A 25,952-nucleotide genomic window follows, 5' to 3' on the forward strand; every position below is an offset into this window, starting at 1 on the left:
ACCCCCGAAAGAGGGATTGACGACAAGTGCTCGACGTCAACTTCTTCGACGAGCTGCGGATTGGCCTTGCCACCGCGGACGACATCCGGACCTGGTCCCACGGCGAAGTGAAGAAGCCGGAGACCATCAACTACCGCACGCTCAAGCCCGAGAAGGACGGACTCTTCTGCGAGAAGATCTTCGGTCCGACCCGGGACTGGGAGTGCTACTGCGGCAAGTACAAGCGTGTCCGCTTCAAGGGCATCATCTGTGAGCGCTGCGGCGTCGAGGTCACTCGCGCCAAGGTGCGTCGTGAGCGGATGGGCCACATCGAACTGGCCGCCCCCGTCACGCACATCTGGTACTTCAAGGGCGTTCCCTCGCGCCTCGGTTACCTGCTCGACCTCGCGCCGAAGGACCTCGAAAAGGTCATCTACTTCGCCGCGTACATGATCACCTTCGTGGACGAGGAGCGCCGGACGCGCGACCTGCCCTCGCTGGAGGCGCACGTCTCCGTCGAGCGCCAGCAGGTCGAGAACCGCCGTGACTCCGACCTGGAGGCCCGCGCCAAGAAGCTCGAAACGGACCTCGCCGAGCTTGAGGCCGAGGGTGCGAAGGCCGACGTGCGCCGCAAGGTGCGCGAAGGTGCCGAGCGCGAGATGAAGCAGCTCCGTGACCGCGCCCAGCGCGAGATCGACCGCCTCGACGAGGTGTGGAACCGCTTCAAGAACCTCAAGGTCCAGGACCTGGAGGGCGACGAGCTCCTCTACCGCGAGCTGCGTGACCGCTTCGGCACGTACTTCGACGGTTCCATGGGTGCGGCTGCTCTGCAGAAGCGCCTGGAGTCCTTCGACCTGGAGGAGGAGGCCGAGCGCCTCCGCGAGATCATCCGGACCGGCAAGGGCCAGAAGAAGACCCGCGCGCTCAAGCGCCTCAAGGTCGTCTCCGCGTTCCTGTCGACCAGCAACAGCCCCAAGGGCATGGTGCTGGACTGCGTACCGGTCATCCCGCCGGACCTGCGTCCGATGGTGCAGCTGGACGGTGGCCGCTTCGCGACCTCCGACCTGAACGACCTGTACCGCCGCGTGATCAACCGCAACAACCGCCTGAAGCGACTCCTGGACCTCGGTGCCCCCGAGATCATCGTGAACAACGAGAAGCGCATGCTTCAGGAGGCCGTCGACGCGCTCTTCGACAACGGCCGTCGTGGTCGCCCGGTCACGGGCCCCGGCAACCGTCCGCTGAAGTCGCTGTCCGACATGCTCAAGGGCAAGCAGGGCCGGTTCCGTCAGAACCTCCTCGGCAAGCGTGTGGACTACTCCGCGCGTTCCGTGATCGTCGTCGGTCCGCAGCTCAAGCTGCACCAGTGCGGTCTGCCGAAGGCCATGGCGCTGGAGCTCTTCAAGCCGTTCGTGATGAAGCGCCTGGTGGACCTGAACCACGCGCAGAACATCAAGAGCGCGAAGCGCATGGTCGAGCGCGGCCGCACGGTCGTGTACGACGTGCTGGAAGAGGTCATCGCGGAGCACCCGGTTCTGCTGAACCGTGCGCCCACGCTGCACCGCCTCGGCATCCAGGCCTTCGAGCCGCAGCTGGTCGAGGGCAAGGCCATCCAGATCCACCCGCTCGTCTGCACCGCGTTCAACGCGGACTTCGACGGTGACCAGATGGCCGTGCACCTGCCGCTCTCCGCGGAGGCGCAGGCCGAGGCCCGCATCCTGATGCTGTCCTCGAACAACATCCTGAAGCCGGCCGACGGTCGTCCCGTCACCATGCCGACCCAGGACATGGTGCTGGGCCTGTTCTTCCTCACGACCGACGAGGAAGAGCGCAAGGTCATCGGTGAGGGCCGGTCCTTCGGCTCCTCGGCCGAGGCGACCATGGCGTTCGACAACCGGGAGCTGTCGCTCCAGGCGAAGGTCGACATCCGCTTCCCCGTAGGCACCGTCCCGCCGCGTGGCTGGACCCCGCCGACCGCGGAGGAGGGCGAGCCCGAGTGGCAGACCGGTGACCCGTTCCGTCTCCGTACGACCCTGGGCCGTGCGCTCTTCAACGAGCTGCTGCCCGAGGACTACCCGTTCGTCGACTACTCGGTGGGCAAGAAGCAGCTCTCCGAGATCGTCAACGACCTGGCGGAGCGCTACCCCAAGGTCATCGTGGCGGCGACGCTCGACAACCTGAAGGCGGCCGGCTTCCACTGGGCGACCCGTTCGGGCGTCACCGTGGCCATCTCCGACGTCGTCGTGCCCGAGGCCAAGAAGGCCATCGTCAAGGGCTACGAGGAGCAGGACGAGAAGGTCCAGAAGCAGTACGAGCGCGGTCTGATCACCAAGGAAGAGCGCACTCAGGAGCTCATCGCGATCTGGACCAAGGCGACCAACGAGGTTGCCGAGGCGATGAACGCGAACTTCCCCAAGACGAACCCCATCTTCATGATGGTTGACTCGGGTGCCCGAGGAAACATGATGCAGATGCGTCAGATCGCCGGTATGCGTGGTCTGGTGTCCAACGCCAAGAACGAGACGATTCCTCGTCCCATCAAGGCGTCGTTCCGCGAGGGCCTGTCCGTGCTGGAGTACTTCATCTCCACCCACGGTGCCCGTAAGGGTCTCGCCGACACCGCCCTGCGTACCGCCGACTCGGGTTACCTGACCCGTCGTCTGGTGGACGTCTCGCAGGACGTGATCATCCGCGAGGAGGACTGCGGCACCGACCGCGGCCTCAAGCTGAAGATCGCGGAGAAGGGCGCCGACGGCATCCTCCGCAAGACCGACGACGTCGAGACCAGCGTCTACGCCCGCATGCTGGCGGAGGACGTCGTGATCGACGGCAAGGTCATCGCGCCTGCCAACGTCGACCTCGGTGACGTGCTCATCGACCAGCTGGTCATGCACGGCGTCGAGGAGGTCAAGACCCGCTCGGTCCTGACCTGCGAGTCCGCGGTCGGCACCTGTGCCTTCTGCTACGGACGCTCGCTGGCCACCGGCAAGCTCGTCGACATCGGTGAGGCGGTCGGCATCATCGCCGCCCAGTCCATCGGTGAGCCCGGTACGCAGCTCACCATGCGTACCTTCCACACCGGTGGTGTGGCCGGTGACGACATCACCCAGGGTCTGCCCCGTGTCGTCGAGCTCTTCGAGGCTCGTACGCCCAAGGGTGTCGCCCCGATCTCGGAGGCCAAGGGCCGCATCCGGATCGAGGAGACCGAGAAGACCAAGAAGATCGTCGTCACGCCGGACGACGGCAGCGAGGAGACGGCATTCCCGATCTCCAAGCGTGCCCGTCTGCTGGTGGGCGAGGGCGACCCGGTCGAGGTGGGCCAGAAGCTCACCGTCGGTGCGACCAACCCGCACGACGTGCTGCGGATCCTCGGTCAGCGCGCGGTCCAGGTCCACCTGGTCGGCGAAGTCCAGAAGGTCTACAACAGCCAGGGTGTGTCGATCCACGACAAGCACATCGAGATCATCATCCGGCAGATGCTGCGCCGCGTGACGATCATCGAGTCCGGCGACGCGGAACTGCTGCCGGGCGAGCTCGTCGAGCGCTCGAAGTTCGAGACCGAGAACCGTCGTGTGGTCACGGAAGGCGGCCACCCGGCCTCCGGCCGTCCGCAGCTGATGGGTATCACCAAGGCCTCGCTGGCGACGGAGTCGTGGCTGTCCGCGGCTTCCTTCCAGGAGACGACCAGGGTCCTGACGGACGCGGCGATCAACGCCAAGTCCGACTCCCTGATCGGCCTCAAGGAGAACGTCATCATCGGTAAGCTCATCCCGGCCGGTACGGGCCTGTCCCGCTACCGCAACATCCGGGTCGAGCCGACCGAAGAGGCCAAGGCCGCGATGTACTCGGCCGTCGGTTACGACGACATCGACTACTCGCCCTTCGGCACTGGCTCCGGCCAGGCCGTTCCGCTGGAGGACTACGACTACGGTCCGTACAACCAGTAAGAGCGTGCAGCTGTACGTACGAAGGGCGGTCACCCCGTGGGTGGCCGCCCTTCGGCGTGTGCGGGCGGGGAGGGCGTCCTGGCCTCGTCGTACCCCTCAGGGCTGTCCCTGGAGGTAGGCCTACGGGGTGGCCGGCAGGACCAGCGGCGGACCGTGCAGCACGCGTCCGGAACCTCGGTATTGACAGGTCCCCGGTCCGGCGCCGGGTGGCCCCCTCGCATTTGTTTTGACCCAGGTCGATGCGGTAGGTACGCTCAGACCTTGTGCCTGGGTTGTGCCTGGGCTCCTGTGCGTGTTTACAGCCGCAGAGCGAGTCCGTCTTTATGTGGGCCTTCGCGATTCGCGTCCTCTTCCGTTCCGCGGAAGCGTGCCGGATCCGACACACCCGACCGCGTGGGTCGGTGACTGTTTCAGGTTAGTTTCACAGTGATCGGCACACAGAAACCGGAGAAGTAGTGCCTACGATCCAGCAGCTGGTCCGTAAGGGCCGGCAGGACAAGGTCGAGAAGAACAAGACGCCCGCGCTTGAGGGTTCGCCCCAGCGCCGCGGCGTCTGCACGCGCGTGTTCACGACCACCCCGAAGAAGCCGAACTCGGCGCTCCGTAAGGTCGCGCGTGTGCGCCTGACCTCGGGCATCGAGGTCACGGCCTACATCCCGGGTGAGGGCCACAACCTGCAGGAGCACTCGATCGTGCTCGTGCGTGGCGGTCGTGTGAAGGACCTTCCGGGTGTTCGTTACAAGATCATCCGCGGTTCCCTCGACACGCAGGGCGTCAAGAACCGTAAGCAGGCTCGCAGCCGCTACGGCGCCAAGAAGGAGAAGTAAGAATGCCTCGTAAGGGCCCCGCCCCGAAGCGCCCGGTCATCATTGACCCGGTCTACGCATCTCCTCTTGTGACGTCGCTGATCAACAAGATCCTGCTCGACGGCAAGCGTTCCACCGCCGAGCGGATCGTCTACGGCGCCATGGAAGGCCTCCGCGAGAAGACCGGCGCTGACCCGGTCATCACGCTGAAGCGCGCGCTTGAGAACGTCAAGCCGTCGCTTGAGGTCAAGTCCCGCCGTGTCGGTGGCGCCACCTACCAGGTGCCGATCGAGGTCAAGCCCGGCCGCGCCGCCACCCTCTCGCTCCGCTGGATCGTGGGTTACTCCCGCGCCCGCCGCGAGAAGACCATGACCGAGCGCCTCATGAACGAGCTGCTCGACGCCTCGAACGGTCTTGGCGCTGCCGTCAAGAAGCGTGAGGACACCCACAAGATGGCCGAGTCCAACAAGGCCTTCGCGCACTACCGCTGGTAGTCGCTACCCACATCGAGACCGAGAGAAGATTGAGCCTTATGGCCACCACTTCGCTTGACCTGGCCAAGGTCCGCAACATCGGGATCATGGCCCACATCGACGCGGGCAAGACGACCACCACCGAGCGGATCCTCTTCTACACCGGTGTGTCTTACAAGATCGGTGAAGTCCACGACGGCGCTGCCACGATGGACTGGATGGAGCAGGAGCAGGAGCGCGGCATCACGATCACGTCTGCCGCGACGACCTGCCACTGGCCGCTCAATGATGTCGATCACACGATCAACATCATTGACACCCCGGGTCACGTCGACTTCACCGTCGAGGTGGAGCGTTCGCTCCGCGTCCTCGACGGCGCTGTCACCGTGTTCGACGGTGTGGCCGGCGTCGAGCCCCAGTCCGAGACTGTCTGGCGTCAGGCGGACCGCTACGGCGTGCCGCGCATCTGCTTCGTCAACAAGCTCGACCGTACGGGTGCCGAGTTCCACCGCTGCGTCGACATGATCGTCGACCGCCTCGGTGCGGTCCCGCTCGTCATGCAGCTCCCCATCGGTGCCGAAGCCGACTTCAAGGGCGTCGTCGACCTCGTGGCGATGAAGGCTCTTGTCTGGTCCGCCGAGGCCGCCAAGGGCGAGATGTACGACACGGTCGACATCCCGGACACGCACATCGAGGCTGCCGACGAGTGGCGCGGCAAGCTGCTGGAGACGGTCGCCGAGCACGACGACGCGATGATGGAGCTGTACCTGGAGGGCCAGGAGCCTTCCGAGGAGCAGCTGATGGCGGCCATCCGCCGCATCACGCTCGCGTCGAAGGGCAGCGCCGACTCCGTCACCGTCAGCCCCGTGTTCTGCGGTACGGCGTTCAAGAACAAGGGCGTTCAGCCCCTGCTCGACGCCGTGGTGCGCTACCTGCCCTCTCCCCTGGACGTCGAGGCCATCGAAGGCCACGACGTGAAGGACCCGGAGAAGGTCATCGCGCGCAAGCCGTCGGACGAGGAGCCCTTCTCGGGCCTCGCGTTCAAGATCATGAGCGACCCGCACCTGGGCAAGCTCACCTTCGTCCGGGTTTACTCGGGCCGCCTTGAGGCCGGCAGTTCTGTACTGAACTCCGTCAAGGGCAAGAAGGAGCGCATCGGCAAGATCTACCGCATGCACGCGAACAAGCGTGAGGAGATCGCATCGGTGGGCGCCGGCGACATCATCGCCGTCATGGGTCTCAAGCAGACCACCACCGGTGAGACGCTGTGCGACGAGAAGAACCCGGTCATCCTGGAGTCCATGGACTTCCCGGCGCCGGTCATTCAGGTCGCCATCGAGCCGAAGTCCAAGGGTGACCAGGAGAAGCTGGGTGTAGCCATCCAGCGTCTCTCGGAGGAGGACCCGTCCTTCCAGGTCCACTCGGACGAGGAGACCGGCCAGACCATCATCGGTGGTATGGGCGAGCTTCACCTCGAGGTGCTCGTCGACCGCATGAAGCGCGAATTCCGCGTCGAGGCGAACGTCGGCAAGCCCCAGGTCGCGTACCGCGAGACGATCCGCAAGACCGTCGAGCGCATCGACTACACGCACAAGAAGCAGACTGGTGGTACCGGCCAGTTCGCGAAGGTGCAGATCGCCCTTGAGCCCATCGAGGGTGGCGACGCGTCGTACGAGTTCGTCAACAAGGTCACCGGTGGCCGCATCCCCCGGGAGTACATCCCGTCGGTGGACGCGGGCGCCCAGGAAGCCATGCAGTTCGGCATCCTGGCCGGTTACGAGATGGTCGGCGTCCGCGTCACCCTTCTCGACGGTGGTTACCACGAGGTGGACTCCTCGGAGCTCGCCTTCAAGATCGCCGGTTCGCAGGCCTTCAAGGAGGGTGCCCGCAAGGCCTCTCCCGTGCTCCTTGAGCCGATGATGGCCGTCGAGGTCACCACGCCCGAGGACTACATGGGCGATGTGATCGGCGACCTGAACTCCCGCCGTGGCCAGATTCAGGCCATGGAGGAGCGCAGCGGCGCTCGCGTCGTGAAGGGCCTCGTGCCCCTCTCGGAGATGTTCGGCTACGTCGGAGACCTCCGCAGCAAGACCTCGGGTCGCGCAAGCTACTCGATGCAGTTCGACTCCTACGCCGAGGTTCCGCGGAACGTCGCCGAGGAGATCATCGCGAAGGCCAAGGGCGAGTAACTCCCCGAGTCACTCAACCGGGCGACTCTTCACGAGTTGCTCATCGCGAGTGCGGGTTCCGACCCGTATGAGCACACGCTTTAGGCTTATCACCGGAGCCACTGGGGCATTCAGCGCAATCCGTGCTGAATGCCCCGGGCGCCGGCATCCCAGCAAAGATCACCTGGCGCCGATGAAGCAAGGCGTACAGAACCACTCCGCAGGAGGATCCAGTGGCGAAGGCAAAGTTCGAGCGGACTAAGCCGCACGTCAACATCGGCACCATCGGTCACATTGACCACGGTAAGACGACCCTCACGGCCGCCATTACCAAGGTGCTGCACGACGCGTACCCCGACCTGAACGAGGCCTCGGCCTTCGACCAGATCGACAAGGCTCCCGAAGAGCGCCAGCGTGGTATTACGATCTCGATCGCCCACGTTGAGTACCAGACCGAGTCGCGTCACTACGCCCACGTTGACTGCCCCGGTCACGCGGACTACATCAAGAACATGATCACGGGTGCCGCGCAGATGGACGGCGCGATCCTCGTGGTTGCCGCCACCGACGGCCCGATGCCGCAGACGAAGGAGCACGTCCTCCTGGCCCGCCAGGTAGGCGTCCCCTACATCGTCGTCGCGCTGAACAAGGCCGACATGGTGGACGACGAGGAGATCCTGGAGCTCGTCGAGCTCGAGGTCCGTGAGCTCCTCTCCGAGTACGAGTTCCCGGGCGACGACCTGCCGGTCGTCAAGGTCTCGGCGCTCAAGGCGCTCGAGGGCGACAAGGAGTGGGGCCAGTCGGTCCTGAACCTGATGGCCGCCGTCGACGAGTCGATCCCGCAGCCCGAGCGCGACGTCGACAAGCCGTTCCTGATGCCGATCGAGGACGTCTTCACGATCACCGGTCGTGGCACCGTCGTCACCGGCCGTATCGAGCGTGGTGTCCTCAAGGTCAACGAGACCGTCGACATCGTCGGTATCAAGGAAGAGAAGACCACCACCACGGTCACCGGCATCGAGATGTTCCGCAAGCTGCTCGACGAGGGCCAGGCCGGTGAGAACGTCGGTCTGCTCCTCCGTGGCATCAAGCGCGAGGACGTCGAGCGCGGCCAGGTCATCATCAAGCCGGGCTCGGTCACCCCGCACACGGAGTTCGAGGCGCAGGCGTACATCCTGTCGAAGGACGAGGGTGGCCGTCACACCCCCTTCTTCAACAACTACCGCCCGCAGTTCTACTTCCGCACCACGGACGTCACCGGCGTCGTCACGCTGCCCGCGGGCACCGAGATGGTCATGCCGGGCGACAACACCGTCATGTCGGTCGCGCTGATCCAGCCGGTCGCCATGGAGGAGGGCCTCAAGTTCGCCATCCGTGAGGGTGGCCGGACCGTCGGCGCCGGCCAGGTCACCAAGATCACCAAGTAATCACCTGGTGGTTTGACCTGGCAGCTCGCTGACTGAGCTCCACGTTCCAAGGGAAGGGCCCCGGCCCCGCCGCGCAAGCGGTGGGAGCCGGGGCCTTTCTGTTGTCCGGGGGCGGCCGGTCCGCACGGCCGCCCGCCGACGGTGTACGGAAACCGCCGACGGGCGTACGGGTGCTACGAACCCACGGCGCTACGGCAGCCAGAGCCAGGGCGTCGCGTCCGCGCCGAGGCCGACCACGGCGGGGGCACCGGCGGTCGTGCGCAGCAGCGCGGGCGCGCCGACACACGCCCCCGGGCGCTTGCTCAACGTGCCCTTCGCGGAGCGCAGTTGCAGCGCCCCCTGCTCCGTGCGGCCGAGCAGGACGGGACCCGCCGGGTCGCTCAGCGCGGCCACCGGCCCGTACCCGGGCAGGGCCGGCCCGCCGGGGAGAGCGGTGCCGTCCGGGCGGACGGCGGTGAGGCGCGCGCTGACCGGACGGCGGTAGAGGACGCCGAGTGTGCCGTCCTCGTACGCCAGGGCGCGCGGTATGTCGCCGGGGGCGGGCAGCCGGCTCGCCGGGCGCAGGGTCACCGGGCCGCCGGGCACGGTCTGCGCCCAGTGGCGGACGGAGGTACGGGCGGCCGCGAAGAGGTGGACCAGCCCCTGGGCGTCGACGACCGCGGACAGCCCGTCCTGGACGCCGTCGCCGTTGCCGGGGCCGTTGCCGTCGACGGGGGAGCGGCTGCCGCGCTTGAGGGGCGCCTGCTCGTACGGGCTCGGGCTGTCCGCGTCGGGCCCTTCGAGGGTGCGCCACGGGCCCCACTGGCCGTCGGCCTCGCGTACCCGGGTGCTGACGCTCTTCGAGGCGTTCCGTACGAAGAGGTGGACGCGGCCGTCGCCCGCGGTGACCGCGACCGGGACGCCGATGCGGCGGGAGCGGTCGGGAAGCTTCTCGGGGGAGCCCAGTCCGGTCCAGGCCCGGCCGTCGTACTGGACGACCTCACGGGTGTTCGCGCTGCCGTGCCCGCCGAGCGCGGCGTAACGCAGGGCGAAGAGGAGCTGCCCGGAGTGCTTGCCCCCGTTGTGCTCCCGCAGCACGGCCTGCCCGATCACGGGAGCGAGCGGGCCGCCGCCGAGGTCCTCGGGGGCGCTCCATGTGCCGTTCCCGGCGGCCCGCCAGCGGACCAGGCGCAGCCCCAGCACGCCGTACGCCGTCAGCGCTCCGCCCTGCTGGTGGGTCACCAACTGCGGCCCCGGGTAACGGTAGTTGGTGGAGTTGACCCAGCCCTTCCAGTTCTCCAGCGGACGCCGCTTGCCGACCCCGTAGTCACCGCAGCCGGCCGGGTTGCCGCACTGCCAGTCGACGTCGCCGCCGTACGGCACGAGCGTCCCGGCCTTCTCCCTCAGGACGCTCTTGGGGAGGTTCTTGGGCCAGTGGTGGTTGTAGTAGCCGCGGAAGGCGGTGGCGGCGAAACGGGGGAGCGGCTTGTCCTGGTCTGCGGTCTCCGCGACCCAGCGGATCAGCGCGGCCCAGCTGAAGCAGGCCACGGCGGTGTGGTCCGGGTGGTCCGAGTAGCCGCGCTGTTCGCTGTCCTTCCTGCGGAAGCGCTCGGGGCTGTTCTGGATGTCCGGATCGGGGTCGAGGGTCTGCACGACGGTGGGACGGTAGCGGTCGTACAACCCGGCGAGGGCGTCGACCAGCTGCTCGTAGTCGTACGAACTCGACTTCTTCAGCGGGGTGTTGTCCGGCACCAGGGTGTGCTGGGTCATCCCGCGGTCCTCCCACAGCGCGGTCATCGCGGGACGGTTGCGGGAGGCGTTCACCGACACGTTGAGGAACACGAGGTCGACGCGGCGGTCGCCGTGGGAGAGCGTGTTCAGCTCGGCGTGCTTGTCCCCGCGCAGGGTGAGCACGCTGCGCTGCCACGGGCTGAACTTCGGCAGTCCCAGAAGCGTGGCGTACGCCTGCCGCAGCCCCTGCTGGCGGGCCGAGGCGTACGCGGTCTTGTCGGGCTTGGGGCGGGGGCGGCCCGGCGGGTGGTTGACCCCGTTGGCCTCACCCGCCGTGACGTACACGGAGACGACCGGGGTACCGGCCTCCAGCAGGCGCCGGGAGTCCGGGTTCATGAAGTAGAGGTCGTCGTCCGGGTGCGCGAGGACCTGGAGCAGCAGCGGCCGCTCGGCGGTGGAGATCGGCCGGCCCGGCCCGGGGTTGGCCACCGGGTCGCGGCGGCGCGGCGGCGGGACGGTGCAGGAGGAGAGGGCCAGGGCGCCCGCGGTGGCACCGGCGGCGGCGAGGAGGGTACGGCGGTGCAGTCCGGGCGCCGTCCGTCCCGGCTCGCGCGTGCCGGGCATGCCGGTGCCGACCGGGCCTTCGGGCAGGCCGGGCCCGGCTGTCGTGCTGCTCACGTGTGAAGTTCTCCGTCCGCTGCCCCGGCAGCGGAGGGTCGTTCTCGCTGCGCCTGGTCATTCTCCGCGGCGGGCGGCGACTTCCCGACAAGGGGTGGCCGCCCTGCTGCGACCAGCTAGACGGAGGACGGGGGCGGGCGGTTGCCTGACCGGGACGGGGAGTGGGCCAGTTCACGAGGCGGACGGGGACGCGGCGATGGGCGAGCCGCTGGGGACGCGCGGTTCCCGTGGCAGTCACCGGGTTGTCCGGCCTGCTGTGGGCGTGGGGTCCCCATGACCGTCACCGGCGCGGTCCTCGTAGCCGCCACCGGGTCACCCGGCCCGCTGGGCGTGTGGCGCCCCTGTGGCCGCCACCAGCGTGCGGTCTCCGTGGCCGCCACCTGCTCATTCGGCGTAGCGCGGGAGCCCTTCCGTGGAGATCGTCCAGTCGGCGATGGTGACGTCCTCGCCGTAGACGAAGTCCTTGCGGGTGGCGTAGCGGGGGCCGTCGGGGGTGGAGTGGATCTCGGAGAGGACGGCTCCGCTTCCGGTGCGGGGGTCGAAGATCGCGTAGACGGGGATGCCGAGCAGGGGGTAGTCCCGCATCTTGCTCACCCAGTCGTTGTCGGGGTTGGATCGGGAGACGATCTCGATGGCGGCCAGGAGGGTGCGCGGGTCGAAGGCGCCTTCGCCCTCCATGTCCTCCTCGGGGATCACCATGACATCGGGGTGACGCTTGATCCCCTCGGGCTCGTCCTCCACGTCGGGCGTGCCCGTGAAGGCCCAGATGCCGTCCGCCATGGTCTTCTCCAGGCGGCGGCTGACAAGCCCGGCGGTGTATTCGTGGGGACGACCCGGAGTCATCATGTCGTGGACGATTCCTTCTTTGGTGATCTCGAATTTGCCGGGAAGGCGGTCCCGTAGGTGGTCGACGGCGTCGCTCATGGCCCGGTAGTCCGGGCTGCCCTGACGTGCGCTGTCCGGGGCGATGGTCATGGCGTGCGCTCCTCGTCGTCCGTGCCCGGGGGCAGGAAGGGTCGTCACGTTCATGCTAGGCCGCTGCCTCGCTCCCGGTTCGGCAGTCGCCGCAGCGCCCCGGCCGCGGCGCGCGGAACACCCGGCCGCAGCCGTCGCAGTCCTGCATGGGGTCCGGCCGTACGACGACGGGCGCGGGCGGCAGCGCGCCGGGCATGTTCACCGTCAGCCGGTGCGCGATCAGCGCCCGGGGGCTGTCCGGCCGCTCCGGCAGCCCCTTGAGGAGTTCCTGTCGCACCGCTTCCGGCGCCACGCGTCGCTCCAGCCAGCTCGCCACGGCGGGACCGAGCCGGTGTACGTCCCGGTCGGCGAGGGTGAGCCGGGGGTCGTCCACGCGCAGCGAGGCGAGGAGGTCCCGGGCGGCCTGGTCGCGTTCGGGGTCGAAGGTCTGGGGGGTGGGCAGGGGGAGCCGGGACCGCCGGGCCTGCTGGGGCCGCTGGGGCGGAACGGGTGTGGCCGGTACGTCCGGCTGCTTCTGCGGGGGTACGTCGTCAAACCCGGCCCACAGCGGGGGCAGTTCGCCGGACGCCTGCGCCTGCTCCTGCGGCGGTGCGTCGACGGGGCTCGGCGGCGCGGACGGGGCACGGGATGGCGCGGGTCGCTGTACCGAGGGGCGCGCCGGGGCCTGCTCGCGGGGCGGGCGGGGCGGGCGGGGTGTGCGGTCCTGCCGTACGGCCGGGGCAGCCGCTCCTGCTTCCGCTTCCACGTGGTTGCGGAAGGTGGTCCGGGTCACGATCTGCCCGTTCGGCAGCCGTACCCGGTCACGGGAGAGGTAGCCGGCGGTTTCCAGCTCGCGGAGGCCGGTGGCGATCCGCGCCTCGCTCTCGGGGAAGCGGGCCGACAGGAGCTTGATCGCGATGATCACGCCGTCGGGGAGCGACTGGATGTACAGCCCCAAGCCGCGTGCCAGGAAGCTCAGGTCGGGGTGTTGGGAGAAGTGGTCGCCGACGACGGTGAAGCGGTTGCGGTGCCGGGTGTTCTCGTGAATGACACCGGATCGGGTGTTGGGTCGGCGTACACGGGACGGGGCGCGCGAGGGCGCGTTAAGCTCGTTCGTATCCATCGGGAAGCGGCTTTCTTCCTCGTTGGTCAGGCCCTCGATCGGGATTCGCAGTCCCGGCCGGGGGCCGACGTATGTCTGGAGTTGTGGTTGTCGGGGCGAGCATATGCCCGCCAACCCTTCGCGAATCCACCCGAGTTGGCAGAGACCACCCATGTGGGTGACGAGCCGCGCGGCGGTCCCGCCGGGAGGCTGGTGGGGTTGGGTGAGGTTCTGGTTCCCCGAGTATTGAAGGTGTTTTACGTCCACGGGGAGCGGGTCGTGGCGCACCGGGTCGAGGCGGACCGCGATCCGGTCCCACCTGCGGCTTTCGCCCCTCAGTCGGCCACCGCGCACTCGGCCCACACGGTCTTGCAGGGGTAGGGGCCGGGGGTGACACCCCACTTGTCGGCGAGCACCTCCACGAGGAGCAGACCGCGTCCGGACTCCTCGTCCGCGCTCTCCGCCGCGGCGCTGGGCATTCGGTCGCCGCACGCGTCGGTGACTTCGATTCGGAGCGTTCCGGCGTCGTCGACGGACAGGGCGAGCCGGAAGTCCCTGCCCGGTACGCGACCGTGCGTGACGGCGTTGGCTGCCAGCTCGGCGACGATGTGCGCCGGTTCCTCCAGGGGGAGCCCCCAGGACCGCAGCTGCTCCACGGCGAGCAACCGGGCGAGCCGGGCCCCGCGCCGGGTGGAGGAGAGCTGAACGGTGAACTCCCGCACGCACGTGCGGAGTTGAGGCTTGTCACTGCTTTGTTGGTTCACATCACTCAGCGTGTCCGGGCGTGCGTACCGTGCACAGGGAGATCGCCCTTGCGTACGGAGACTGTCCCGACGCTGTCCAGTCCTGTCCCGACTGTCCGGGGTGCCTGGCGGGGGACAGGTCCGGTTGACGGAGAACGGCACGTCGGAGGTGGCGCGTAGATGAACGTGGACGACGGCAACGTGGACGAACCCGGCTGGGACGTCGACCCGGACGACGAACAGGGCGCGGCGGTGGTGGCCACGGTGGGCCGCCAGCTGAAGCTGTGGCGGGAGGCGGCGGGGATGCGGGCGGGGGAGTTCGCGACCCGGATCGGGTACGGGGAGGACCTGGTCTACAAGGTCGAGGGCGGTCGGCGCATCCCGCGCCCGGAGTACCTGGACCGGTCGGACGAGGCGCTGGGGGCGGGCGGGAGGATCGCCGCGATGAAGGACGACGTGGCGGAGGCCAGGTACCCGAAGAAGGTGCGGGACCTGGCGAAGATGGAGGCGCGGGCGGTGGAGCTTTCTGCGTACGGCACCCACAACATTCACGGCCTGCTGCAGACCGAGGCGCATATGCGGGCGCTGTTCGCGTCGTGGCTGCCTGCCTATACGCCGGATGAGACAGATCGCATCGTGGCGGCTCGCATGGCTCGGCGCTCCATCTTTGAGCGCCAGCCCATCCCGTCTCTCAGCTTCGTGCAGGAGGAGGTTACGCTCCGCCGTCCGGTGGGAGGCTCAATGGTGTGGCGTGGACAGCTCGAACGCCTTCTGGAAGTGGGGCAGTTGAGGAACGTGGCAATCCAGGTGATGCCGACCAGATGCGAGGAGCATCCCGGCACGGGTGGGTTGATCCAGGTACTGAAGTTCCCCGACGGCACTGCCGTAGGACGTTCTGAGGGGGCGTTCAGTGGCCGCCCGGTCTTCGACCCGAAGCAGCTCAGAATCCTTGAGTTGCGCTATGGGATGATCCGGGCCCAGGCTCTCACGCCACGGGAGTCACTGGCCTTCATCGAGCAAGTGCTGGGAGAGACATGATCCACAAGCCCTCTGCCGGACCTACTTCCGAGCCGAAGTGGTTCAAGAGCAGCTACAGCGACAGCGGCGACGGCCAGGACTGCGTTGAGGTCGCAACTGCCCCCGGCACCGTCCACGTCCGCGACTCCAAGCACCCCGAGGGCCCCCGGCTCGGCTTCATGAGCACGACGTGGGCCGACTTCGTCCCGTACGCCACGGACGACCACCGCTGACGCGGCCCACGCGACCCCGACCACGAGCCCCTGCCCGGAACGTCCCCGAGCAGGGGTTTCTCGATGACCCCTACTGGAACAGTTCGTCGGCCGTGGTGACGTTGAGGGCGCGTGTCATCCAGGCGGTGAGGGTGTCGTGGTCCGTGCACGAGGTGATGCGGGCGCGGTCGTCGTCCGTCAGCGCGATCCCACGCTGGTCCAAGACCAACAGCAGCCCCTCGGCGAGCCCTTCGCCGCGGAGCTTCTGCGCGGTTTCCGAGCGGAAGAAGGAGAGGTCGACGGCCATGAGTTCCCTCCAGGTCGTGGCTGCCGGGGCGGTGCCCAGGCCTTGTTCGGTGAGCTCGATGAAGATGCTCGCATCGTCCTCGCCCAGTGATTTCAGGGCGCCGGCCAGTGCTTTCAGTATGGCACCGATGTCCGGATGGTCGCTGTGTGTGATCGCCGAGAGCGCCGCGAGCGGGATGTCGGCGCGGGCGACGTCGGGATCGAGTACGACAGGGACGTTCTGCGGGCCCAGTACGAGGGGGCGCAGGGTGAGGGTCGGCCACTGCGGCGGACCGATGTCGACGTGCCGGGCGGCCCAGGCGGCGGTGGCCCGGTCGTGGCAGATGACGAGCAGGACCGGCGGCAGGGCGTACTTCGTGTAGAGGTACGACGCGTAGTAGGCCCAGCTCGCCGGTTTCGTGTCGCTCCGCTTGCTCTGCGCCTCGACGGCGAGCAGGAAGCTGCCTTCGGGGCCTGCCGTGTCGAAACGCAGCAGCGTGTCCACCCGGCGTTCCAGCGGGCTCGGTTCGGTGAGGTCGGTCGGGAGTACCGAGACCTCGACGGGATCGGTGAAGGAGTGCCCCAGGGCGCGCGCCGTGCGTGCGAAGACCCCGGGATCCTCCTGGAAGAGGCGGTGCATTGCCTCGTGCGAGGAACTGACCATGCGAGCACGCTGGCAGACGAAAAGCCGCTGGCACATGCCTTTGGCATGCCGTGCTCCGCACGGGTGGTCACTCGCAGAAATGTCCGTACGCGGGAAGGGCTGTAGAGCCGCTGCCGCAGGCCGAGGTTTGACCTCCGTCACGCTCCGGGTAATCTCTTCCGCCCGATTGGCGTGCACCGTGCCCCGTATGGCAGACTGTCGGGGTTGCTCGGTTGAGTATCGATGCTGCACGCCTCCCGCCGGGAGGACCGGAAGCGAGTCCCACAGTACTCGTCGCCCCAACTGCCCCATGGGCGGCGCTGAGGCGGACGTACGGGAATCTTTCGGGAAGTGCCAGTGCGGTGCCGACCAGGCACCCGGTGGGTGTTCTCCCCCGGCTTGCGGTTGCGGACCGCATCCCTTACAGCAGGGAAATCCTTTGGGGTTTTGCACTGGCGAGGATGCGACACGCCCGACCGCGTGGGTCGGAAGAGGGCAGTGCTGAGCAAGCAGAGCGCAGCTTCCCGGGTTCCAGAGCGTTATGAGACAAAGGACTACTAGTAGCCATGGCGGGACAGAAGATCCGCATCCGGCTCAAGGCCTACGACCACGAGGTCATCGACTCCTCGGCGAAGAAGATCGTCGAGACGGTGACCCGCACTGGTGCGTCGGTCGCAGGCCCGGTGCCGCTGCCCACTGAGAAGAACGTGTACTGCGTCATCAAGTCGCCGCACAAGTACAAGGACTCTCGCGAGCACTTCGAGATGCGCACGCACAAGCGCCTCATCGACATCCTCGACCCCACGCCGAAGACGGTTGACTCGCTGATGCGTCTCGACCTGCCGGCAGGCGTCGACATCGAGATCAAGCTCTGAGGGGACGGCCGAGATGACGAAGAACATCAAGGGCGTCCTGGGCGAGAAGCTCGGCATGACCCAGGTCTGGGACGAGAACAACCGGGTTGTCCCGGTGACCGTCGTCAAGGCCGGGCCGTGCGTCGTGACGCAGGTACGTACGAACGACAACGACGGCTACGAGTCGGTCCAGATCGCCTTCGGCGAGATCGACCCGCGCAAGGTGAACAAGCCCCTCAAGGGTCACTTCGCCAAGGCCGACGTGACCCCCCGCCGCCACCTGGTGGAGCTCCGCACCCCTGACGCCAGCGAGTACACGCTGGGCCAGGAGATCACTGCCGAGGTGTTCGAGTCCGGCGTCAAGGTTGACGTCACGGGCAACAGCAAGGGCAAGGGCTTCGCCGGTGTCATGAAGCGTCACAACTTCGCCGGTGGCAAGGCCTCGCACGGTGCCCACCGCGTGCACCGCAAGCCTGGTTCCATCGGTGGCTGTGCCACCCCCGGCCGTGTCTTCAAGGGCATGCGCATGGCGGGTCGCATGGGTAACGAGCGGGTCACCACCCAGAACCTGACCGTCCACGCCGTTGACGCCGAGAAGGGTCTGCTGCTCATCAAGGGCGCCGTTCCCGGCCCCAACGGTGGCCTCGTCCTGGTCCGCACCGCGGCCAAGGGGGTTTGAGGAACCGATGAGCACCATTGACATCCTTTCGCCGGCAGGCGACAAGACCGGGACCGTCGACCTCCCCGCGGAGATCTTCGACGCCAAGGTCAGCATTCCGCTGATCCACCAGGTCGTTGTCGCTCAGCTGGCCGCTGCCCGCCAGGGCACGCACAAGACCAAGCGTCGCGGCGAAGTCCGTGGTGGCGGCAAGAAGCCGTACCGCCAGAAGGGCACCGGCCGCGCCCGTCAGGGTTCGACCCGCGCCCCGCAGTTCGCAGGCGGTGGCGTCGTCCACGGCCCGCAGCCGCGTGACTACTCGCAGCGGACCCCCAAGAAGATGAAGGCCGCCGCCCTGCGCGGTGCCCTCACCGACCGGGCCCGCAATGCTCGTATCCACGTCGTCACCGGCGTGGTCGAGGGTGCGGTTTCCACGAAGGCCGCCAAGTCCCTGCTGGGCAAGGTCAGCGAGCGCAAGCACGTGCTCCTGGTTGCCGAGCGTTCGGACGAGGCCGCGTGGCTCTCCGCCCGCAACCTGCCCCAGGTGCACATCCTGGAGCCGGGCCAGCTGAACACGTACGACGTGCTCGTCTCGGACGACCTGGTCTTCACCAAGGCCGCCTTCGAGTCCTTCGTGTCTGGCCCCCAGGCCGATGAGACCGAAGGGAGCGACGCCTGATGAGCGCCGTTACCAGCAAGACCTTCACGGACCACCGCGACATTCTTGTCAAGCCGGTCGTCTCGGAGAAGAGCTACGCGCTGCTCGACGAGAACAAGTACACGTTCATCGTCGCCCCCGGCTCCAACAAGACCCAGATCAAGCAGGCCGTGGAAGCGGTCTTCTCGGTCAAGGTCACCGGAGTCAACACGATCAACCGTCAGGGCAAGCGGAAGCGCACCCGCACCGGTTTCGGCAAGCGTGCCGACACCAAGCGGGCCATCGTGACCCTCGCCGAGGGCGACCGTATCGACATCTTCGGCGGTCCGACCGCCTAACGGCGGTCTGGATCGTCCGGAATCGGACGAGGACTGAGAAATGGGAATCCGCAAGTACAAGCCGACTACGCCGGGCCGCCGTGGCTCCTCCGTAGCCGACTTTGTCGAGATCACGCGGTCCACGCCGGAGAAGTCGCTGGTCCGCCCCCTGCACAGCAAGGGCGGCCGTAACAACGCCGGTCGTGTGACCGTTCGCCACCAGGGTGGTGGCCACAAGCGCGCCTACCGCGTGATCGACTTCCGTCGTCACGACAAGGACGGCGTGCCCGCCAAGGTCGCGCACATCGAGTACGACCCCAACCGCACCGCGCGCATCGCGCTGCTGCACTACGCGGACGGCGAGAAGCGTTACATCCTCGCCCCGCGTGGCCTGTCGCAGGGTGACCGGATCGAGAACGGCCCCGGGGCCGACATCAAGCCGGGCAACAACCTCGCGCTGCGCAACATCCCGGTGGGTACCACCATCCACAACATCGAGCTGCGGCCCGGTGGCGGTGCGAAGTTCGCCCGCTCCGCCGGTGCCTCCGTGCAGCTGCTGGCGAAGGAGGGCACCATGGCCCACCTTCGTATGCCTTCCGGAGAGATCCGCCTGGTCGACGCCCGCTGCCGCGCCACGATCGGCGAGGTCGGCAACGCCGAGCAGTCGAACATCAACTGGGGCAAGGCCGGCCGCATGCGCTGGAAGGGCGTTCGCCCGACCGTTCGCGGTGTGGCGATGAACCCGGTCGACCACCCGCACGGTGGTGGTGAGGGTAAGACCTCCGGTGGTCGTCACCCGGTCTCCCCGTGGGGTCAGAAGGAGGGTCGTACTCGCTCGCCGAAGAAGGCTTCGAGCAAGTACATCGTCCGCCGCCGCAAGTCGAACAAGAAGCGCTAGGAGCGGGTTTAGATGCCGCGCAGTCTCAAGAAGGGGCCCTTCGTCGACGGACACCTCAGCAAGAAGGTGGACGTACAGAACGAGGCAGGCTCCAAGAACGTCATCAAGACCTGGTCCCGGCGCTCGATGATCACCCCCAGCATGCTGGGTCACACCATCGCGGTGCACAACGGCAAGATCCACGTCCCGGTGTTCGTCACCGAGTCGATGGTCGGCCACAAGCTCGGCGAGTTTGCGCCGACCCGCACCTTCCGCGGCCACGTCAAGGACGACCGCAAGTCGAAGCGCCGCTAAGGCGGGGTGCGATGACTATGAACGACACCGAAGGGACAACCATGGAAGCCAGGGCCCAGGCGCGGTACATCCGCGTCACGCCCATGAAGGCCCGCCGCGTGGTGGACCTTATCCGTGGCATGGATGCCACGGAGGCTCAGGCGGTCCTGCGCTTCGCCCCGCAGGCCGCGAGCGTGCCGGTCGGCAAGGTGCTTGACAGCGCCATTGCCAACGCCGCACACAACTACGACCACACCGACGCCTCTTCGCTGGTCATCAGCGAGGCGTACGTGGACGAGGGCCCGACCCTGAAGCGGTTCCGTCCGCGTGCTCAGGGCCGTGCCTACCGGATCCGTAAGCGGACCAGCCACATCACCGTGGTCGTCAGCAGCAAGGAAGGAACCCGGTAATGGGCCAGAAGGTAAACCCGCACGGGTTCCGGCTCGGCATTACCACGGACTTCAAGTCCCGTTGGTACGCCGACAAGCTGTACAAGGACTACGTCAAGGAAGACGTCGCCATCCGCAGGATGATGACGTCCGGCATGGAGCGCGCCGGCATCTCGAAGGTGGAGATCGAGCGCACCCGTGACCGCGTGCGTGTGGACATCCACACCGCTCGTCCGGGCATCGTCATCGGCCGCCGTGGCGCCGAGGCCGACCGCATCCGCGGCGACCTCGAGAAGCTCACGGGCAAGCAGGTCCAGCTGAACATCCTCGAGGTCAAGAACCCCGAGATGGACGCTCAGCTGGTTGCTCAGGCCGTTGCCGAGCAGCTCTCCTCCCGCGTCTCCTTCCGCCGTGCCATGCGCAAGAGCATGCAGGGCACCATGAAGGCCGGCGCCAAGGGCATCAAGATCCAGTGCGGCGGTCGCCTCGGCGGCGCCGAGATGTCCCGGTCGGAGTTCTACCGCGAGGGCCGTGTGCCGCTGCACACGCTCCGCGCGAACGTGGACTACGGCTTCTTCGAGGCCAAGACGACCTTCGGTCGTATCGGCGTCAAGGTCTGGATCTACAAGGGCGACGTCAAGAACATCGCCGAGGTTCGCGCCGAGAACGCCGCGGCCCGTGCGGGTAACCGCCCGGCCCGTGGTGGCGGCGCTGCCGACCGCCCGGCCCGTGGTGGCCGTGGTGGCGAGCGTGGCGGCCGCGGCCGCAAGCCGCAGCAGTCCGCGCCGGCAGCCGAGGCCCCCAAGGCCGACGCTCCCGCCGCCGCTGCTCCGGCCGAGAGCACCGGAACGGAGGCCTGACCGACATGCTGATCCCTCGTAGGGTCAAGCACCGCAAGCAGCACCACCCCAAGCGCAGCGGTATGGCCAAGGGTGGTACTGAGGTCGCATTCGGCGAGTACGGCATCCAGGCGCTGACCCCGGCCTACGTGACGAACCGCCAGATCGAAGCGGCTCGTATTGCGATGACCCGTCACATCAAGCGTGGCGGCAAGGTCTGGATCAACATCTACCCGGACCGTCCGCTCACGAAGAAGCCTGCCGAGACCCGCATGGGTTCCGGTAAGGGTTCCCCCGAGTGGTGGATCGCGAACGTCAAGCCCGGTCGGGTGATGTTCGAGCTGTCCTACCCGAACGAGAAGATTGCTCGTGAGGCGCTTACCCGCGCTGCTCACAAGCTTCCGATGAAGTGCCGGATTGTTCGGCGCGAGGCAGGTGAGTCGTGATGGTGGCCGGTACGAAGGCGACTGAGCTGCGCGAGCTGAACGACGAGGACCTCGTCGCGAAGCTCCGTGAGGCCAAGGAAGAACTGTTCAACCTCCGCTTCCAGGCGGCGACCGGGCAGCTCGAGAACCACGGCCGGCTCAAGTCCGTCCGTAAGGACATCGCCCGGATCTACACCCTGATGCGCGAGCGCGAGCTGGGCATCGAGACGGTGGAGAGCGCCTGATGAGCGAGAAGAATGTGACTGAGACGACTGAGCAGCGCGGATTCCGCAAGACCCGTGAGGGTCTGGTCGTCAGCGACAAGATGGACAAGACCGTCGTCGTCGCTGTCGAGGACCGCGTCAAGCACGCCCTGTACGGCAAGGTCATCCGCCGTACGAACAAGCTCAAGGCTCACGACGAGTCCAACGCTGCCGGTGTCGGCGACCGCGTCCTGATCATGGAGACGCGTCCGCTGTCGGCCTCGAAGCGCTGGCGCATCGTCGAGATCCTCGAGAAGGCCAAGTAGGTAATTCCCGCAAGGGAATTCCCACAGATACGCCCTGAAGGGGTTTCCCTTCAGGCAGTTCCGCCAGGCTCGGTGGGGCCGTAGCGATACGGCCCCACCGGGAACCGGCAGACGATCAGGAGATAGACGTGATCCAGCAGGAGTCGCGACTTCGCGTCGCCGACAACACGGGTGCGAAGGAAATTCTCACCATCCGTGTTCTCGGTGGCTCGGGTCGCCGCTACGCGGGCATCGGTGACGTCATTGTCGCCACCGTCAAGGATGCGATCCCCGGTGGCAACGTGAAGAAGGGTGACGTCGTCAAGGCGGTCATCGTTCGCACCGTCAAGGAGCGTCGTCGCCCGGATGGCTCGTACATCCGCTTCGACGAGAACGCCGCTGTCATTCTCAAGAACGACGGCGACCCCCGCGGCACCCGTATCTTCGGCCCGGTGGGCCGTGAGCTGCGCGAGAAGAAGTTCATGAAGATCATCTCGCTCGCGCCGGAGGTGCTGTAAGCATGAAGATCAAGAAGGGCGACCTGGTACAGGTCATCACCGGTAAGGACAAGGGCAAGCAGGGCAAGGTCATTCAGGCCTTCCCCCGCGAGGACCGCGTCCTGGTCGAGGGTGTCAACCGGGTCAAGAAGCACACGAAGGCCGGTCAGACCGCTCGCGGTTCGCAGACCGGCGGCATTGTGACGACCGAGGCTCCGGTCCACGTCAGCAACGTTCAGCTGGTTGTGGAGAAGGACGGCAACAAGGTCGTTACCCGCGTCGGCTACCGCTTTGACGACGAGGGCAACAAGATCCGCGTTGCCAAGCGGACTGGTGAGGACATCTGATGACTGCCACCACCGCACCGCGCCTCAAGCTGCGCTACCGCGAGGAGATCGCGGGCAAGCTGCGTGAAGAGTTCTCCTACGAGAACGTCATGCAGATCCCCGGCCTCGTCAAGATCGTGGTCAACATGGGTGTCGGCGACGCCGCCCGTGACTCGAAGCTGATCGACGGGGCCATCAAGGACCTGACGACCATCACGGGTCAGAAGCCGGCCGTCACCAAGGCCCGCAAGTCGATCGCGCAGTTCAAGCTGCGCGAGGGTCAGCCGATCGGCTGCCACGTCACCCTCCGTGGTGACCGCATGTGGGAGTTCCTGGACCGTACGCTGTCGCTCGCGCTGCCGCGTATCCGCGACTTCCGTGGTCTGTCGCCGAAGCAGTTCGACGGCCGTGGCAACTACACCTTCGGTCTCACCGAGCAGGTCATGTTCCACGAGATCGACCAGGACAAGATCGACCGGGTCCGGGGCATGGACATCACCGTGGTCACCACGGCGACCAACGACGACGAGGGTCGTGCCCTGCTGCGTCACCTCGGCTTCCCGTTCAAGGAGAACTGACCGTGGCGAAGAAGGCTCTGATCGCTAAGGCCGCTCGCAAGCCGAAGTTCGGCGTGCGTGCGTACACGCGCTGCCAGCGCTGTGGCCGGCCCCACTCCGTTTACCGCAAGTTCGGCCTGTGCCGCGTGTGCCTTCGTGAGATGGCTCACCGTGGCGAGCTGCCGGGCGTGACCAAGAGCTCCTGGTAGTCCGTACTCCCCTTTGGGCGTACCGATTTTCCAGGGCTCTCGGTAAGTATCTGGTCGGCAGGAGCCCCACCCTCGATGCCGTAGGCTAGAAGGGTTGGGCGCCTGCCGCCCATAACGACTTACTACGCCGTAGGTCCCCGCACCGCACCCGTCCCGCCTCTGAGTGGGGAGAGGGATGGCGCATACAGGAAACCCCGGCGAGAGAGGCCGAAGGCCAATTCATGACCATGACTGATCCCATCGCAGACATGCTCACGCGTCTGCGTAACGCGAACTCGGCGTACCACGACACCGTCGTGATGCCGCACAGCAAGATCAAGTCGCACATCGCGGAGATCCTCCAGCAGGAGGGCTTCATCACGGGCTGGAAGGTCGAGGACGCCGAGGTCGGCAAGAACCTCGTCCTTGAGCTCAAGTTCGGGCCCAACCGCGAGCGTTCGATTGCCGGCATCAAGCGTATTTCGAAGCCGGGTCTGCGTGTTTACGCGAAGTCCACCAACCTGCCCAAGGTCCTCGGCGGCCTCGGCGTGGCGATCATCTCCACGTCGCACGGTCTTCTGACCGGCCAGCAGGCAGGCAAGAAGGGCGTAGGTGGGGAAGTCCTCGCCTACGTCTGGTAGTCGGGAAAGGAAGGAAAGCTCATGTCGCGAATCGGCAAGCTCCCCATCCAGGTTCCCGCTGGTGTGGACGTCACCATCGACGGCCGCACGGTTGCCGTGAAGGGCCCCAAGGGTTCCCTCTCGCACACTGTTGCTGCGCCGATCGAGATTGTTAAGGACGAGGACGGCGTTCTCAACGTCACCCGTCCCAACGACGAGCGTCAGAACAAGGCCCTGCACGGCCTGTCCCGCACGCTGGTGGCGAACATGATCACCGGCGTGACCCAGGGATACAGCAAGGCGCTCGAGATCAGCGGTGTCGGTTACCGAGTCCAGGCGAAGGGCTCCAACCTGGAGTTCGCCCTGGGCTACAGCCACCCCATCGTTATCGAGGCCCCCGAAGGCATCACCTTCAAGGTCGAGTCGCCCACGAAGCTCAGCGTCGAGGGCATCGACAAGCAGAAGGTCGGCGAGGTCGCCGCTAACATCCGCAAGCTGCGGAAGCCCGACCCGTACAAGGCCAAGGGCGTCAAGTACGCCGGCGAGGTCATCCGCCGCAAGGTCGGAAAGGCGGGTAAGTAAGCCATGGCATACGGTGTAAAGATCGCCAAGGGTGACGCGTACAAGCGCGCTGCCATCAAGCGTCGTCACGTCCGCATCCGCAAGCACGTCTCCGGTACGCCGGAGCGTCCTCGCCTGGTCGTGACCCGCTCCAACCGCAACATCGTGGCGCAGGTCATCGACGACATCGCGGGCCACACGCTCGCGTCGGCGTCGACCCTGGACACCTCGATCCGCGGCGGCGAGGGCGACAAGAGCGCCCAGGCCAAGCAGGTTGGCGCGCTTGTCGCCGAGCGTGCGAAGGCCGCCGGCGTCGAGACCGTCGTGTTCGACCGTGGTGGCAACAGGTACGCCGGGCGCATTGCCGCTCTGGCTGACGCCGCCCGCGAAGCCGGGCTGAAGTTCTAAGCCCCGGTTCCGGGACTAACGGACGTAACAGAGAGAGGTAAATCCAATGGCTGGACCCCAGCGCCGCGGAAGCGGTGCCGGTGGCGGCGAGCGGCGGGACCGGAAGGGTCGCGACGGTGGCGCTGCCGCCGAGAAGACCGCTTACGTTGAGCGCGTTGTCGCGATCAACCGCGTTGCCAAGGTTGTCAAGGGTGGTCGTCGCTTCAGCTTCACCGCGCTCGTCGTGGTCGGAGACGGTGACGGCACCGTAGGTGTCGGTTACGGCAAGGCCAAGGAAGTTCCCGCGGCCATCGCCAAGGGTGTCGAGGAAGCCAAGAAGAACTTCTTCAAGGTTCCGCGCATCCAGGGCACGATCCCTCACCCGATCACGGGTGAGAAGGCCGCGGGCGTCGTCCTGCTCAAGCCGGCGTCCCCCGGTACCGGTGTTATCGCCGGTGGCCCGGTGCGTGCCGTGCTCGAGTGCGCAGGCGTTCACGACATCCTGTCGAAGTCGCTTGGCTCGTCCAACGCGATCAACATCGTGCACGCGACCGTGGCGGCCCTCCAGGGCCTGCAGCGTCCCGAGGAGATCGCGGCCCGCCGCGGTCTGCCCCTCGAGGACGTCGCCCCCGCGGCTCTCCTTCGTGCACGTGCTGGGGCGGGTGCGTAATGGCTCGCCTCAAGATCACGCAGACGAAGTCGTACATCGGCAGCAAGCAGAACCACCGCGACACCCTGCGTTCGCTCGGCCTCAAGCGCCTGAACGACTCGGTTGTCAAGGATGACCGCCCCGAGTTCCGCGGAATGGTTCACACCGTCCGCCACCTCGTGACGGTTGAGGAGGTCGACTGAC

32 protein-coding genes are annotated in these 25,952 nt (G+C 67.0%); 27 read left to right on the forward strand and 5 right to left on the reverse strand.

Annotation, left to right across the window (positions count from 1 at the left end):
- Positions 1–26 precede the first annotated feature (26 nt).
- The 5 genes from HNQ79_RS06695 to tuf all read left to right on the forward strand — a co-directional run bounded on the left by HNQ79_RS06695 (position 27) and on the right by tuf (position 8,800).
- Positions 27–3,926: a DNA-directed RNA polymerase subunit beta' gene (locus tag HNQ79_RS06695; protein ID WP_185027992.1), complete on the forward strand. Its 3,900-nt coding sequence runs from the start codon at positions 27–29 to the stop codon at positions 3,924–3,926.
- A gap of 455 nt (positions 3,927–4,381) precedes the next feature.
- Positions 4,382–4,753, forward strand: a complete 372-nt coding sequence (gene rpsL, locus HNQ79_RS06700; RefSeq protein WP_003948652.1) for a 30S ribosomal protein S12 — start codon at positions 4,382–4,384, stop codon at positions 4,751–4,753.
- Between the two features lie 2 nt (positions 4,754–4,755).
- Positions 4,756–5,226, forward strand: a complete 471-nt coding sequence (gene rpsG, locus HNQ79_RS06705; RefSeq protein ID WP_185027993.1) for a 30S ribosomal protein S7 — start codon at positions 4,756–4,758, stop codon at positions 5,224–5,226.
- Between the two features lie 38 nt (positions 5,227–5,264).
- On the forward strand, positions 5,265–7,394 hold the full coding sequence (fusA, locus tag HNQ79_RS06710) for an elongation factor G (RefSeq protein ID WP_185027994.1): 2,130 nt from the start codon (positions 5,265–5,267) through the stop codon (positions 7,392–7,394).
- Positions 7,395–7,606: 212 nt separating this feature from the next.
- Positions 7,607–8,800: an elongation factor Tu gene (gene tuf, locus HNQ79_RS06715; RefSeq protein ID WP_185027995.1), complete on the forward strand. Its 1,194-nt coding sequence runs from the start codon at positions 7,607–7,609 to the stop codon at positions 8,798–8,800.
- 189 nt (positions 8,801–8,989) lie between these two features.
- On the opposite strand, the gene HNQ79_RS06720 is transcribed toward tuf, so the two are convergent.
- The 4 genes from HNQ79_RS06720 to HNQ79_RS06735 form a co-directional block, all read right to left on the reverse strand.
- Positions 8,990–11,188, reverse strand: a complete 2,199-nt coding sequence (locus HNQ79_RS06720; RefSeq protein ID WP_308437325.1) for a PIG-L family deacetylase — start codon at positions 11,186–11,188, stop codon at positions 8,990–8,992.
- A gap of 384 nt (positions 11,189–11,572) precedes the next feature.
- Positions 11,573–12,163, reverse strand: a complete 591-nt coding sequence (locus HNQ79_RS06725; protein WP_185027996.1) for a Uma2 family endonuclease — start codon at positions 12,161–12,163, stop codon at positions 11,573–11,575.
- A 55-nt stretch (positions 12,164–12,218) separates the two neighbouring features.
- The gene (locus HNQ79_RS06730; protein WP_185027997.1) at positions 12,219–13,265 is read right to left on the reverse strand and encodes a hypothetical protein; all 1,047 of its coding nucleotides are present in this window, start codon (positions 13,263–13,265) and stop codon (positions 12,219–12,221) included.
- Between the two features lie 314 nt (positions 13,266–13,579).
- On the reverse strand, positions 13,580–14,008 hold the full coding sequence (locus HNQ79_RS06735) for an ATP-binding protein (protein ID WP_185027998.1): 429 nt from the start codon (positions 14,006–14,008) through the stop codon (positions 13,580–13,582).
- A gap of 159 nt (positions 14,009–14,167) precedes the next feature.
- Between HNQ79_RS06735 and HNQ79_RS06740 the strand changes: the two genes are divergently transcribed.
- Together HNQ79_RS06740 and HNQ79_RS06745 are read left to right on the forward strand one after the other, a co-directional pair.
- Positions 14,168–15,025 carry a helix-turn-helix domain-containing protein gene (locus HNQ79_RS06740; RefSeq protein ID WP_185028000.1) on the forward strand — a complete coding sequence of 286 codons (858 nt, stop codon included), beginning with the start codon at positions 14,168–14,170 and terminating at the stop codon, positions 15,023–15,025.
- A complete protein-coding gene (locus HNQ79_RS06745; protein WP_185028002.1) occupies positions 15,022–15,237 on the forward strand; it encodes a DUF397 domain-containing protein in 216 nt (71 codons plus the stop codon). Before HNQ79_RS06740 ends, HNQ79_RS06745 begins: the two co-directional genes overlap by 4 nt.
- Positions 15,238–15,307: 70 nt before the next feature.
- On the opposite strand, the gene HNQ79_RS06750 is transcribed toward HNQ79_RS06745, so the two are convergent.
- Positions 15,308–16,165, reverse strand: coding sequence for an RpnC/YadD family protein (locus tag HNQ79_RS06750; protein WP_185028004.1), 858 nt, complete (start codon positions 16,163–16,165; stop codon positions 15,308–15,310).
- Positions 16,166–16,710: 545 nt separating this feature from the next.
- Here HNQ79_RS06750 and rpsJ point away from each other — a divergent pair.
- The 20 genes from rpsJ to rpmD all read left to right on the forward strand — a co-directional run bounded on the left by rpsJ (position 16,711) and on the right by rpmD (position 25,951).
- Entirely contained in the window at positions 16,711–17,019 is a 309-nt protein-coding gene (gene rpsJ, locus HNQ79_RS06755; protein ID WP_003948644.1) for a 30S ribosomal protein S10, read from the forward strand.
- Between the two features lie 13 nt (positions 17,020–17,032).
- The gene (gene rplC, locus HNQ79_RS06760) at positions 17,033–17,677 is read left to right on the forward strand and encodes a 50S ribosomal protein L3 (RefSeq protein ID WP_185028006.1); all 645 of its coding nucleotides are present in this window, start codon (positions 17,033–17,035) and stop codon (positions 17,675–17,677) included.
- Positions 17,678–17,684: 7 nt separating this feature from the next.
- Positions 17,685–18,335: a 50S ribosomal protein L4 gene (gene rplD, locus HNQ79_RS06765; RefSeq protein WP_185028008.1), complete on the forward strand. Its 651-nt coding sequence runs from the start codon at positions 17,685–17,687 to the stop codon at positions 18,333–18,335.
- A complete protein-coding gene (rplW, locus tag HNQ79_RS06770; RefSeq protein WP_185028010.1) occupies positions 18,335–18,652 on the forward strand; it encodes a 50S ribosomal protein L23 in 318 nt (105 codons plus the stop codon). Before rplD ends, rplW begins: the two co-directional genes overlap by 1 nt.
- Positions 18,653–18,692: 40 nt before the next feature.
- Positions 18,693–19,529 carry a 50S ribosomal protein L2 gene (gene rplB / locus HNQ79_RS06775; protein ID WP_185028012.1) on the forward strand — a complete coding sequence of 279 codons (837 nt, stop codon included), beginning with the start codon at positions 18,693–18,695 and terminating at the stop codon, positions 19,527–19,529.
- Between the two features lie 12 nt (positions 19,530–19,541).
- Positions 19,542–19,823 (forward strand): 30S ribosomal protein S19, encoded by a 282-nt coding sequence (gene rpsS, locus HNQ79_RS06780; protein ID WP_185028014.1) that lies wholly within the window; start codon positions 19,542–19,544, stop codon positions 19,821–19,823.
- A 41-nt stretch (positions 19,824–19,864) separates the two neighbouring features.
- Entirely contained in the window at positions 19,865–20,212 is a 348-nt protein-coding gene (gene rplV, locus HNQ79_RS06785; protein ID WP_004571827.1) for a 50S ribosomal protein L22, read from the forward strand.
- Positions 20,212–21,051 (forward strand): 30S ribosomal protein S3, encoded by an 840-nt coding sequence (gene rpsC, locus HNQ79_RS06790; protein WP_185028016.1) that lies wholly within the window; start codon positions 20,212–20,214, stop codon positions 21,049–21,051. The genes rplV and rpsC overlap by 1 nt, the downstream gene beginning before the upstream one ends.
- Before the next feature lie 5 nt (positions 21,052–21,056).
- Positions 21,057–21,476, forward strand: a complete 420-nt coding sequence (gene rplP / locus HNQ79_RS06795) for a 50S ribosomal protein L16 (RefSeq protein WP_119286204.1) — start codon at positions 21,057–21,059, stop codon at positions 21,474–21,476.
- The gene (gene rpmC, locus HNQ79_RS06800; RefSeq protein WP_138894199.1) at positions 21,476–21,700 is read left to right on the forward strand and encodes a 50S ribosomal protein L29; all 225 of its coding nucleotides are present in this window, start codon (positions 21,476–21,478) and stop codon (positions 21,698–21,700) included. Before rplP ends, rpmC begins: the two co-directional genes overlap by 1 nt.
- On the forward strand, positions 21,700–21,984 hold the full coding sequence (rpsQ, locus tag HNQ79_RS06805; RefSeq protein WP_028812368.1) for a 30S ribosomal protein S17: 285 nt from the start codon (positions 21,700–21,702) through the stop codon (positions 21,982–21,984). Before rpmC ends, rpsQ begins: the two co-directional genes overlap by 1 nt.
- A 128-nt stretch (positions 21,985–22,112) precedes the next feature.
- Entirely contained in the window at positions 22,113–22,481 is a 369-nt protein-coding gene (gene rplN, locus HNQ79_RS06810; protein ID WP_003974257.1) for a 50S ribosomal protein L14, read from the forward strand.
- 2 nt (positions 22,482–22,483) lie between these two features.
- Positions 22,484–22,807 (forward strand): 50S ribosomal protein L24, encoded by a 324-nt coding sequence (rplX, locus tag HNQ79_RS06815; protein ID WP_108151516.1) that lies wholly within the window; start codon positions 22,484–22,486, stop codon positions 22,805–22,807.
- Positions 22,807–23,364 carry a 50S ribosomal protein L5 gene (rplE, locus tag HNQ79_RS06820; RefSeq protein ID WP_185028018.1) on the forward strand — a complete coding sequence of 186 codons (558 nt, stop codon included), beginning with the start codon at positions 22,807–22,809 and terminating at the stop codon, positions 23,362–23,364. Before rplX ends, rplE begins: the two co-directional genes overlap by 1 nt.
- A gap of 2 nt (positions 23,365–23,366) precedes the next feature.
- Positions 23,367–23,552, forward strand: coding sequence for a type Z 30S ribosomal protein S14 (locus HNQ79_RS06825; protein WP_003956452.1), 186 nt, complete (start codon positions 23,367–23,369; stop codon positions 23,550–23,552).
- A gap of 221 nt (positions 23,553–23,773) precedes the next feature.
- Positions 23,774–24,172 (forward strand): 30S ribosomal protein S8, encoded by a 399-nt coding sequence (gene rpsH, locus HNQ79_RS06830; protein ID WP_067163170.1) that lies wholly within the window; start codon positions 23,774–23,776, stop codon positions 24,170–24,172.
- Positions 24,173–24,193: 21 nt separating this feature from the next.
- Positions 24,194–24,733, forward strand: a complete 540-nt coding sequence (gene rplF / locus HNQ79_RS06835; RefSeq protein WP_185028021.1) for a 50S ribosomal protein L6 — start codon at positions 24,194–24,196, stop codon at positions 24,731–24,733.
- Positions 24,734–24,736: 3 nt separating this feature from the next.
- Complete coding sequence (rplR, locus tag HNQ79_RS06840; RefSeq protein ID WP_185028023.1) at positions 24,737–25,120, forward strand: 50S ribosomal protein L18; 384 nt, start codon at positions 24,737–24,739, stop codon at positions 25,118–25,120.
- A 46-nt stretch (positions 25,121–25,166) separates the two neighbouring features.
- Complete coding sequence (rpsE, locus tag HNQ79_RS06845) at positions 25,167–25,769, forward strand: 30S ribosomal protein S5 (protein ID WP_030084329.1); 603 nt, start codon at positions 25,167–25,169, stop codon at positions 25,767–25,769.
- Positions 25,769–25,951, forward strand: coding sequence for a 50S ribosomal protein L30 (gene rpmD, locus HNQ79_RS06850; RefSeq protein WP_185028025.1), 183 nt, complete (start codon positions 25,769–25,771; stop codon positions 25,949–25,951). The genes rpsE and rpmD overlap by 1 nt, the downstream gene beginning before the upstream one ends.
- The last annotated feature ends 1 nt before the right edge of the window (position 25,952 follow it).

It is taken from the genome of Streptomyces candidus, from assembly GCF_014207445.1.
GTDB lineage: Bacteria > Actinomycetota > Actinomycetes > Streptomycetales > Streptomycetaceae > Streptomyces > Streptomyces candidus.